Source organism: Agromyces binzhouensis (genome assembly GCF_004135055.1).
Classification (GTDB): Bacteria; Actinomycetota; Actinomycetes; order Actinomycetales; family Microbacteriaceae; genus Agromyces; species Agromyces binzhouensis.
In genome coordinates this window covers 1-5,171 of record NZ_SDPL01000221.1, presented here as the reverse complement: position 1 = coordinate 5,171, position 5,171 = coordinate 1, and the positions used below count along the sequence as shown (strand labels likewise).

Annotated in this window: 4 protein-coding genes and 2 pseudogenes; 2 read left to right on the top strand and 4 right to left on the bottom strand. The window is 71.2% G+C overall.

Going from position 1 to position 5,171, the window contains the following annotated elements; genetic code table 11:
• Positions 1-107: 107 nt before the first annotated feature.
• From ESO86_RS11165 to ESO86_RS11150, 4 genes and pseudogenes are all read right to left on the bottom strand, one after another.
• Positions 108-518 (bottom strand): annotated as a pseudogene (locus ESO86_RS11165) (phosphoribosyltransferase); the annotation flags it as partial.
• Positions 519-675: 157 nt separating this feature from the next.
• Positions 676-762, bottom strand: a pseudogene (locus tag ESO86_RS20155) (hypothetical protein); the annotation flags it as partial.
• 9 nt (positions 763-771) lie between these two features.
• Positions 772-1,506 (bottom strand): potassium channel family protein, encoded by a 735-nt coding sequence (locus ESO86_RS11155; protein WP_165307677.1) that lies wholly within the window; start codon positions 1,504-1,506, stop codon positions 772-774.
• A gap of 32 nt (positions 1,507-1,538) precedes the next feature.
• Positions 1,539-2,327 carry an SDR family NAD(P)-dependent oxidoreductase gene (locus ESO86_RS11150; RefSeq protein ID WP_129235021.1) on the bottom strand — a complete coding sequence of 263 codons (789 nt, stop codon included), beginning with the start codon at positions 2,325-2,327 and terminating at the stop codon, positions 1,539-1,541.
• A gap of 64 nt (positions 2,328-2,391) precedes the next feature.
• Between ESO86_RS11150 and ESO86_RS11145 the strand changes: the two genes are divergently transcribed.
• Complete coding sequence (locus ESO86_RS11145) at positions 2,392-3,537, top strand: acyltransferase family protein (protein WP_129235019.1); 1,146 nt, start codon at positions 2,392-2,394, stop codon at positions 3,535-3,537.
• A gap of 96 nt (positions 3,538-3,633) precedes the next feature.
• On the top strand, positions 3,634-4,959 hold the full coding sequence (locus ESO86_RS11140; RefSeq protein ID WP_129235017.1) for a bifunctional o-acetylhomoserine/o-acetylserine sulfhydrylase: 1,326 nt from the start codon (positions 3,634-3,636) through the stop codon (positions 4,957-4,959).
• The last annotated feature ends 212 nt before the right edge of the window (positions 4,960-5,171 follow it).

Here is a 5,171-nt window from a genome sequence, read left to right as displayed (position 1 = left end):
GCGGTCGGCACCGGCCCGCCCGGCGGCCTCGGCCGCCTCCGCGAGGAACGGGGCGTAGACGGATGCCGCGTGCGCCGGGTCCCACCCGCCGCCGACGAGGTGCACGCTCATCGGGCCGCCTCCGCGACCTCGACGGGCGGCAGCGCGGACCAGGGGAACACGATCCAGTCGTCGGTGCGCCGGTAGTCGTAGTCGGGCGCGAGCACGGTGTGCGACTTCGTGTAGAGCGTCGCGGTGCGCACGTCGGCGCCGGCGTCGGCGAGCAGGTCGACGACCTTGCGCAGCGTCCGGCCGGAGTCGGAGACGTCGTCGACGAGGAGCACGCGCCGACCGGAGAGCGCCGGCGCGTCGAGCATGGGCGGGTGCAGCACCGGCTCGGGCAGGCGCTCGTCGACGCCCGTGTAAAACTCCACGTTGATCGAGCCGCACGACTTCGTGCCGAGCGCGTAGGCGATCGCTCCCGCCAGCAGGAGTCCCCCGCGGGCGATCGCGATCACCACGTCGGGCCGGAAGTCGCTCGTCGACGCCCGTGTAGAACTCCACGTTGATCGAGCCGCACGACTTCGTGCCGAGCGCGTAGGCGATCGCTCCCGCCAGCAGGAGTCCCCCGCGGGCGATCGCGATCACCACGTCGGGCCGGAAGCCCGAGTCGAGGACGTCGGCGGCCAGCGAGCGCGCCGCGTCGCCGAAGTCGTCCCAGGAGAGGATCTCGCGTCGGATCCCGTCGGCGCCGTCGGCGGCGTCGTTCGCATCGAAGCTCATCCCGTCAGGCTACCGGCCGCCGACCTCGTCGACGGAGCCCTGCTCGCCGCCGCGCGCCCCCGGTTCGGGCACGTCGACGTCGTCTGCCAGCAGCGCTTCGCGCTCGGCCAGCGCCGACTCGGCCGGGTGCCCGTGCCGGAGCGCACTGAGGCGCTCGTTCAGCACGGAGATGACCGTGGCGGACGCGACGCCGACGATCGCGATGCCGCCGATCATGAGGAACACGGCCCAGGTGCGACCGAGCGCCGTGACCGGATAGGTGTCGCCGTACCCGACCGTGGTGAGCGTCACCACCGCCCACCACAGCGCATCGCCGAAGTTCGTGATCGTCGCGCCCGGCGCCTCGCGTTCCGCCTGGAGCGTCGCGAGCGCGAGGAAGAACACGTACATGGCCGCGTACACGACCGCGGTGATGACGAAGTTCGCGCGGACCGTGTCGGCCGTGCGTCGTTGGAGCGCAGGGACGTGCCGCAGCAGGGTCACGGCGCGGAGCGCCCGGAACACGGGGACGATCACCGACAGGAACTCGATCGGGTGGTGCCACATGTAGCGCCATCGCTCGCCCTTGGGCGTGAGCACGAGTCGGAGGACGAAGTCGGCCAGGAACGCCAGCCAGGTGACGACGAAGACGACGTTGAAGAGCGCGCGCCACTCGTCGACGACCCCGGGAGCGAGCACCCAGAGCGTGTAGGCGGCCACGAACAGGAAACCGAGGATCGCGAGCCAGGGGGCGGTGAGGGCCACCCACCGATGGCGGCGTTCGACGCGGCCGATCCTCATGCGCTCGGCCCCGCCTTGACCGCGAGCGGACCCTTCGCGAGCCGGTACGGCGCCGCCTGGGCGACGGGCTTCACGACGATGAGGTCGAGGTCGACGTGCCTGGGCTTCGAGATCGCGTCGACGATGACGCCCGCGATGTCCTCGGCGACCAGCGGCTCGGGGACGTCGTCGTAGACCGCGTCGGCGCGGGCTCGGTCGCCGCCGAACCGCACGAGCGCGAACTCGTCGGTCCGCACCATCCCCGGGGCGACCTCGACCACCCGGATCGGTTCGCCGTTCAACTCGAGTCGCAGCACCTCGGTCACCGCGTGCGCCGCGAACTTCGCCGCGTTGTAGCCGCCGCCGCCCACGTACGCGACGTGCCCCGCGATCGAGGTCACGTTGACCACGTCGGCCACGCCGCGCTCGAGCGCGCCGCGCCGGAGCAGCGGGAGGAGCGCGCTCGTGACGCGCTTGAGCCCCAGCACGTTGACCTCGAGCATCCACGCCCAGTCGTCGAGGTCGGACTCCTCGACGGACGCGAGCCCCTTCGCACCGCCCGCGTTGTTCACGAGCGCGTGCGCGCCGCCCGTGGCGGCGACGTGCTCGGCGAGCGCCGCGACATCCGCATCGCTCGTCACGTCGGCGACGAACGGCTCGGCCCCGGTCTCCTCGGCGAGCGCGGCGAGCCGATCACCGCGGCGCGCGACCGCGACCACCGCCCAACCGGCGGCGACGAGCCCGCGCACCGTGGCGGCACCGATCCCCGAACTCGCTCCCGTGACCACCGCGCGCATCTGCTCCATGCCGACATTCTGCCCGAGTGCGCGTCCCGCATGCGGGCCTCGGCCGGTGCGGGACAATGGGCGGATGGAGCCGAACACGCTGCCCCATGCCCACCGGTCGCCGAACCGCAAGCGCCGGGTGCCGCTCTGGGACAACGCCCGATGGATCGCGATCACGCTCGTCGTCATCGGGCACGGGATCCTGCCGCTGATCGCCGAGGACGACGCGGCGTACAGCGTCTACCTCTTCATCTACTCGTTCCACGTGGCCGTCTTCGTCACGGTCTCCGGGTACTTCGCCAAGTCCGGACCGCCGAACGCGCGCGCCATGCGGCAGGTCCTCACCGACATCGTCTTCCCGTACTTCATCTTCGAGACGATCTGGACGCTGATCCGGTTCGCGCTCGGCGGCGACTTCGTGCTCGACTACACCACCGCGTCGTGGACGCTGTGGTTCCTCATCGCCCTCGCGATCTGGCGCATCGCCCTGCCCTACCTGGTGCTGCTGCGGTTCCCGCTGCTCATCGCCATCGCGATCTCAATCGGCGCCGGCTACGCCGTGGAGATCGACTCGACGCTCGCCCTCACGCGCACCTTCGGCATGTTCCCGTTCTTCGTGTTCGGCTGGAAGCTCCGCCAGTGGCGCATCACGGACCGATGGCTCGACCTGTCGACGGCCGCGACCTGGCGATGGCGCGCGGGCGCCATCGCCCTGTTCGGGGTGCTCCTCGTCGCCCTGCCGATGGCGATCGAGACCTGGCGCGACCTCAGGCTCCGACGGTTCATGCTCTACGACGAGTCGTACGAGGCGATCGGGTACGACGAACCGTGGTCGGGTGCCATCCGGCTCTTCCTGCTCCTGCTCGCGATGCTCCTCGCGGTGGCGTTCCTCGTCCTCATGCCGCGCCGCACCACGCCGTTCACGGCGTTCGGCAGCGCCACCATGTACATCTACCTGCTGCACTCGTTCGTGCTGTTCCCGCTGCGGGAGACGCCGCTCCTCGAGGGCGAGCAGCCGTGGTGGGTGCTGCCGGTCATGATCGTGTTCTGCGTGGGCGTCTCGGTCGTGCTGTCGCTGAAGCCCGTGCGTCGCGTCTTCCGCCCGCTCATCGAGCCGCGCGCCCGGTGGCTGTTCCGGCCGGAGCCCATGACCGCGACGGGGACGATCGTGCTGCCGCCCGACGCACTGCCGCCGCTGCCCGAGCCGCCGAAGCCCGACGCGCGCGAATGACGCCGTGTTGCGGCATCCGTTGAGCCCCCGGCGGGCCGGACGTACGGTGGGCGACGGGTGCGGCGGGGCCGCATCCCGATTCGCGAAGGAGTCCCCATGGCCGACCACGCCGCCGACTGGCGCTTCGAGACCAAGCAGGTCCACTCGGGCGCCGCGCCCGACCCGGTGACGAAGGCCCGGGCCACGCCGATCTACCAGACGACGTCGTACGTGTTCGACTCGTCGGAGCATGCGCAGAACCTCTTCGCGCTGGCCGAGTTCGGCAACATCTACACGCGCATCATGAACCCGACGCAGGCCGTGGTGGAGGAGCGCCTCGCCGCACTCGAGGGCGGCAGCGGCGCGCTCCTCGTCGCGTCGGGCCAGGCCGCCGAGACGTTCGCCGTGCTCAACATCGCGCAGGCGGGCGACCACATCGTCTCGTCGAGCTCGATCTACGGCGGCACCTACAACCTCTTCAAGTACACGCTCGCCAAGCTCGGCATCGAGACGACGTTCGTCGAGAACCAGGACGACGCCGACGAGTGGCGGCGTGCGGTCCGCCCGAACACGAAGCTGTTCTTCGCCGAGACGATCGGCAACCCGAAGATCAACGTGCTCGACATCGCGCTCGTCTCGGGCGTCGCGCACGACGCGGGCATCCCGCTGATCGTCGACAACACGATCGCGACGCCGTACCTGATCCGCCCGTTCGAGCACGGGGCCGACATCGTCATCCACTCGGCCACCAAGTTCCTCGGCGGCCACGGCACCGTCATCGGCGGCGTGATCGTCGACGGCGGCCGCTTCGAGTGGTCGAAGAACGTCGAGAAGTTCCCCGGACTCACCGAGCCCGACCCGTCGTACCACGGCGCGAGCTACACGGCCGCGGTGGGCGACGCGCTCGCGTTCGTCATCAAGGCGCGCGTGCAGCTGCTGCGCGACCTCGGTGCGTCGATCGCGCCGGCGAGCGCCTGGCAGCTCATCCAGGGCATCGAGACGCTGTCGCTCCGCGTCGAGCGGCACACGCAGAACGCGCAGGAGATCGCGGAGTGGCTCGACGGCCACCCCGACGTGGCGCACGTGAACTACTCCGGCCTGCCGTCCAGCCCGTGGTACGCGGCGGCCAACCGGTACGCCCCGAAGGGCGTCGGCGCGGTGCTCTCCTTCGAGCTCAAGGGCGGTGTCGACGCCGGCCGTGCGCTCGTCGACAACCTGTCGCTCTTCAGCCACCTCGCGAACATCGGCGACGTCCGCTCGCTGGTCATCCACCCGGCCTCGACCACGCACTCGCAGCTGACACCCGAGCAGCAGCTGACGAGCGGCGTGACGCCCGGCCTGGTCCGGCTGTCGGTGGGCATCGAGAACATCGACGACCTCAAGGCCGACCTCGAGGCGGGCCTGGCCGCAGCGCGTCGGGCGACGGAGGCGGCTCGGGTCTAGTTCCGCCGCGCGAACCACACGGATGCCGCGTCCCGCGAGGGCACGGCATCCGTCGTCTCCGGGCCGCGCGTAACAGTGCCGCGCAGTCCGACGGCGTCGGGGAGAATCGGAGCATGGACTGGCAGACGACCTCGGAGACGGTGCCCGCGAGCGTCGTGCCCGAGGCCCGCGCCGCCCACCAGCTCGCCGGGCGCGCGCCCGCGACGGGCGCG

What these genes read in the sequence shown, in the direction of transcription:
- ESO86_RS11140 (WP_129235017.1), top strand. Translation starts at nt 3,634, where the DNA reads ATGGCCGACCACGCCGCCGACTGGCGCTTCGAGACCAAGCAGGTCCAC.
- ESO86_RS11150 (WP_129235021.1), bottom strand. Translation starts at nt 2,327, where the DNA reads ATGGAGCAGATGCGCGCGGTGGTCACGGGAGCGAGTTCGGGGATCGGT.
- ESO86_RS11145 (WP_129235019.1), top strand. Translation starts at nt 2,392, where the DNA reads ATGGAGCCGAACACGCTGCCCCATGCCCACCGGTCGCCGAACCGCAAG.